Here is a 5,385-nt window from a genome sequence, read left to right as displayed (position 1 = left end):
AGAAAATGCACATAATCGACAGATAGCGCATACTTCCTCCTTGTAGAAATAAACTTTATACGTACACAACAGAAAACTGCTTATTCTGCTGCATTCGCTAGATTTGCTGTTTGGAATGCTGAGCACTTAAACAGCAAAAACTCAAATCAATAAAATTTGTTTATTAACAATCCTTAACCCCTATAAACCGACCGTTCGGTTTATGACCAACATTACCTCTCAGTCGTCAGGATGTCAATATTAAACCTACCGTTCGGTCTATTATTCATCAAAGAGAGAATTTGTTCGACTAAACAAAAAATATGTGTTAGTTAGAGGAATGAAAAAACACAAAACAAAGTCAGAAATCAGCCGCCAAAATATTATTGAAGGCACTATAGATATTATAGCTGCAAATGGTATTGAAGGACTCAGTATTAGAACAATTGCTAAGCATGTAGGTGTGGAACATTCACGTATTTACTATTATTTTAAGAACAAAGATGATCTTATTTTCAATGTCATGATCTATATTACTGACCTTTTTAAAAATGAGTTAATTTCTTGGGATCTCTATAATATAAAAAACGATGAAGAATTATTTAAAGCGATAATGAATATTTTTTATGACTACGCATATAAGCATCCTAAGCCTACAATGGCTTACAGATCTTTTTGCTTTCTGCCCGACAACCATATGTCAAAGGAAATTTTTAATAGAACTTTTGACACTATATATTCAAATTTTCTTTACACTGATCTTATTATATCCATGAGCAAATCAAGCAAAACAATCCAAATTCTTGGGTTTGAAAATGCTTCATTGATTACAAGAACAATAGCAGATTTTGCTATCAACAATGCAATCCGCAACATAAGTACAAGCAAAGAGCAGATTGATACCTACATAGACGCACTATGGAAAGCAATTAAAGATTAAAAAACACGGCAGACAGAGACCACAAAAAATCTCCGCCCACCGTGCCTGCGGGGTTCAACAGCCGGAGGATGGCTGCCGGTTGTATCTTATTCAGCTGTTTCTTCAATCCAAAATTCTTCCAGTAATTCAGAAATACCTTGTTTATCTAAATCAATAATAAGAGCCGGAAACACAGACAAGTAATTGTAAATACTCTCTTTATCTGTACTATTCTTAAGATTTTTGCCGAATAGCCTTACCCAGTTGAGCATGTGCATATTTAGGAACTCAAGCTGGGTTTCCATCAGTGTAAGAAACTCTGGTATTTCCTTTACTTTTTGAGCCTTACGAATGAGCATCTCCATAAAACGGCACTGCACCTCAAAAGAGTCTTCCAGCTTACCGCTATGCTTTTTAAGGATGTAGCCGTGTTGGTGATAAAACTTTTTACAGTTTTTCCATTCATCTCTTTTAATAAGTTTCTTTATTGATAATGTTGCGGACGCATTATCAGGAATATTAAATCTGCCTAAAACAAAATATGAGGCATGTTCTCTGGCAAGCTCAAGGTACAACTCTTCACTTTCCTTTTGAGAAAGCCTGTCAATCAGCCATTTATCAATATTTTCTGCTGACTCAATAAGAGCTTTCCTATGTTCAATATTTTTTGATATACCTTCAAACTCTTTTAGAATACGCGGGATGACCTCTATAACGTCATAACGAAGGCATTCGCTGAACAAGCCCGACATAAAAGCATAAAGCGTTGCTCTGTCAGTTAAATAACTATCAAAATTAAAATCTTCAAAATCCATGTTTGTTTACCCGTTTAACAAAACAGGCGGGCATTGCGGCCCGCCTGTACATTGTTATTATTTACGTTTAAAAAGTATTGATGGCTCTGTGGACTTGTCCAGTTTATTACCGTTAGCTCCATAAGCAGGATCCGGAAAACCAGTAACAGATTTCACAGCATCAGGATACTTTGCGTTAAGCTCAGTAAGCTCTCCGAAATCTATAGCTCTGTGAGGGCAGGCTCCAGCACATGCCGGCAGTTTATCTATTGCGGTTCTGTCCCAGCACGCTGTGCATTTCTGCATAGGGTGTTTGACACTCCATTCAGCTTTTTTAACAGGCTCCTGATCATCGTCAGCAAACTGAGGTGCACCGAACGGGCATGCGGCGAGACAAGATTTGCAGGCTATGCAGGAGGCTCTGTCAACAATGACAACCCCATCCGACTCTCTTTTGTATATTGCTCCCATAGGGCATACCTTAACGCACGAGGGCTCGGCACAATGATTGCAGCTCATCGTAAGCTGATAGATTTTCAGATTAGGATAACCGCCTATTTCATTCTCCACTCTTTTACGCCATGAAGCTGGTCCTGCATTAAGCATATTCCAGCTTTTGCAGGCGACAAGACATGTATCGCAGGCCACGCATCTGGTCTGATCGAAGTAAAATCCTTTCTGTGACATATTATACCTCCCTATGCTTTCACAATTTTCAAACGGTCATCGCTGCTGAATGTCATACCAAAAGCAATACGCGACGGTCTGCCGGATGAAAGTGCATTTGAGGAACCGCCTATGTCCTTTCCGCTTGAATTAAGACTGAACCAGCCGCCGTCACCCAAGCTTGCATCATAAGGAGCAATCCTTCCTGTAAGCCTTACCGTGCAGTACATAGAACCGCTGTTACTTGAAACAAGAACCCTCTCTCCATCTAAAACCCCTATTTCTGAAGCATGGGTTGGATTGATATAAATCGGTTCATAAACATTGTCATCCCAGACACCGTCGGAATATTTTCTGCCTTCGGAAAGATATGCCTTATTGCCGTTTATATCTTTTTTATAAAGCTCATTAAGAACAGCAACATTTCCCAGAGTTGAATGGGCACGGTAATTGTAATGCCCGACCTGTTTTCTGAACTTAAAGCCCGCAGCGTCCCTTCCGAAAAGATCCGGATGAGAATTGTCCGCATGGCGTCCCTCAAGAGCAGGAATATACATTGCTATCGGGTAGACGAATCTCCGTCTTGCAGCTTCGGCTGATGTTGAAGCTGTAAAAATGCTTCCGCCGTAGAGAGTATCAGTACCGTCAGGATCGGCAGTAACCCTGTCTATGCTGTCCATTGATCCTGCCTCATAATCTTCAAGCATCCCCTGATAATACGCTTCTATTTTACCCGACATGGTATTGAGAGGATTAACCGCAGGATCTTCACGAAAGTCTTTCTTCGGAATAAACTTCACTTTTTCGGGACGCTGATCCATCATAAATACGCCGCCGATTTCCTGAATTTCATCCCAGTTTTGGTCGATCTGTCCGTCGTTGTATCCCTTATTCCAGTTGTATTCAGACCATTCATAGTCTGTTTCAACTACAACACCGGAACCATCTGCCATGGTTTTAAACTCTTCTTCCTTGCCAAGCTTCGCAGCAATTCTTCTGGCAATCTCAAATTCATTCAGTGCCTCACCCGGTGCTTCGGTGAACTTCGGCATAACCATTGCCTCTGCAGTAAGCCATCCGCAGGTTTCTCCCCACTTTTCTCCCGGTCCGGCGCATGGAAGAACATAATCTGATATAAGTGAACTCGGTGTAAAAAAGAGATCCCCTGTGAGAATGAGCTCAACATTGTAATTGCCGCTGCCGTCCTTTGATTTACAAAGATCGACTATTTCCTGAGTATTGCCTGTTTGGTTAACAAAATTACCGCCAAAACCGAAAAGAGCTTTGACCGGCTTGGTTGAGGCATTAGCTCTTCCGTAGTTCCATTTTGATGTATTTGCTGTTCCGGCACATCTGACATAATCCACCCATGCTGCAAGAGAAAGACCATTCATCATAATTGCGTTGCATAAGGGGCTTGTCCTTGCCATATTCCCAACGAAAGGTCCCAATTCACCGCCTGCAAGAGTCAGTTTTGAAAACTGGTAAGTGTCGCCGGATATATCCGCAGATCCCGGATTAGGTCCGCAGACATGAACCTTATCAAGCATTGTACCCGGATATTTGTGATTAACTTCATGGGAAAATCCGTAGCTTCTGCCGTTAGTGCCGAAATTTTTGGTAACAGCAGCAAGAATAGGCCCAAGATTAACAGGCTGTTCGCCTTCGCTGTGCCGCTGAAGCCCTCCTGAAACCCATGTTGTGACCTTAGTAGTGGCATACATTTTTGCCAGTTCTCTGATCTTACTTGCAGGAACTCCGGTAATTTTTTCAGCCCATTCAGGAGTTTTTGCAGTCTGGCCGTACATTGGCGATGTTTTACCATAGAGGGCATCTGTAGTTGGAACGTTGTAACCTATTGTTTTGGGATAAACAGAAGTACCTTGGTTTACAGTAGTACCGGAAAGCATTCTGGTGTACGCCTCAGCATCAGCAGACATCACAGCCCTTGTAAGCCTGTCATCTTCTCCCATTATATAAGCGGAGAGTGACGCTCCCGCAGGCACTTGATAAGCGGTGGGAAAAGCGTCTATATCTGCATAATAGTGCTTCGGATTCGTATCGTCAAAAAATCCATGAACATATTTCCTTATAAAAGCCTCGTCAAGCAGAGGACTGGCAGTCAGGGTTCCGTCAGGATTCCACGTTTCTGTGATAAGATAATGCAGCATACCGAGCATAAGAGCCGCATCGGTTGTTCCCGCTATTCCTATATACTCATCCGCAATCTCTGCTGTTCTGGTGTATCTTGGATCAATTACAGTGATCTTGACCCCTGCCTCTTTTGCCTGAGTAACAAACCATCCTGTCTGCGCTCCCACTCTTGCTTCCATCGGGTTGAACGCCCACAGAACCAGATTATCTGAATTGATAATATCAGCTCTGTAATTTGCAGTTCTCAGAGATACGGATGTGGCAGTTTCAGTGAGCAATCCTGCGTGATCTATAAAAAACCATGAATATGAATGCTGCGGGTAACTGAGATCTAGTACCCACGGAACAGGACTACAGTCCGGACCAAGTAGCTTAGTCAGATTCGCAATACAGTTGCTTTGATCAGAACGGTCTGATGGAGCAAGACAATTAAAGAATGAATTCCCTCCATACGTATTATATATATTCTGCATCTTTGCGGCTATTTCAGTGACAGCCTGCTCCCATGAAATTTCTACAAAACCAGTGATATCTCCTCTTTCTTTTGTCTGCTTCAGGGGCTTTGTAAGCCTGTCGCTTCTGTACCACCAATCCACTTTAGCGCGGCAGCGAAGGCAGGAGCGTATCTGGGCTTTACCTTCAAATACATTGCCATCGACAGTATCTTCGTCTGTCACTATTCTTTTGACAACACCGTCTTCAAGATGATATTTGCTAAGGCATCCGCCGCCGCAGTTGTGAGGAGTCGAGCCAAGTACATATTTTGTCTCCACTTCAGGCGGCTGCAAATTAGGATCGATTTCATCGAAATATGTTGTTCCGCCATTGCCGCTTCCTCCGCAGCCCTGAAGCGCAGCAGCAGCAACAGTGGCG

General features: G+C 42.5%; 4 protein-coding genes. 1 reads left to right on the top strand and 3 read right to left on the bottom strand.

Going from position 1 to position 5,385, the window contains the following annotated elements; genetic code table 11:
• Window positions 1-319: 319 nt before the first annotated feature.
• A complete protein-coding gene (locus OSQ85_RS14005) occupies window positions 320-919 on the top strand; it encodes a TetR/AcrR family transcriptional regulator (RefSeq protein ID WP_265823928.1) in 600 nt (199 codons plus the stop codon).
• Between the two features lie 86 nt (window positions 920-1,005).
• Here OSQ85_RS14005 and OSQ85_RS14000 read toward each other — a convergent pair whose 3' ends face one another.
• The 3 genes from OSQ85_RS14000 to OSQ85_RS13990 form a co-directional block, all read right to left on the bottom strand.
• A complete protein-coding gene (locus tag OSQ85_RS14000) occupies window positions 1,006-1,713 on the bottom strand; it encodes a molecular chaperone TorD family protein (RefSeq protein ID WP_265823926.1) in 708 nt (235 codons plus the stop codon).
• Window positions 1,714-1,770: 57 nt separating this feature from the next.
• The gene (locus OSQ85_RS13995; protein WP_265823924.1) at window positions 1,771-2,379 is read right to left on the bottom strand and encodes a 4Fe-4S dicluster domain-containing protein; all 609 of its coding nucleotides are present in this window, start codon (window positions 2,377-2,379) and stop codon (window positions 1,771-1,773) included.
• 11 nt (window positions 2,380-2,390) lie between these two features.
• Window positions 2,391-5,385 (bottom strand): molybdopterin-dependent oxidoreductase (locus tag OSQ85_RS13990; RefSeq protein WP_265823922.1); only part of this gene is annotated, 2,995 nt, incomplete at its 5' end.

The organism is Geovibrio ferrireducens, assembly GCF_026226615.1.
Classification (GTDB): Bacteria; Chrysiogenota; Deferribacteres; order Deferribacterales; family Geovibrionaceae; genus Geovibrio; species Geovibrio ferrireducens.
This window is presented reverse-complemented; position numbering and strand designations above follow the sequence as displayed.

Bases quoted from the DNA above. Each gene is read 5' to 3' on its own strand.
- OSQ85_RS14000 (WP_265823926.1), bottom strand. From the start codon at position 1,713: ATGGATTTTGAAGATTTTAATTTTGATAGTTATTTAACTGACAGAGCA.
- OSQ85_RS14005 (WP_265823928.1), top strand. From the start codon at position 320: ATGAAAAAACACAAAACAAAGTCAGAAATCAGCCGCCAAAATATTATT.
- OSQ85_RS13995 (WP_265823924.1), bottom strand. From the start codon at position 2,379: ATGTCACAGAAAGGATTTTACTTCGATCAGACCAGATGCGTGGCCTGC.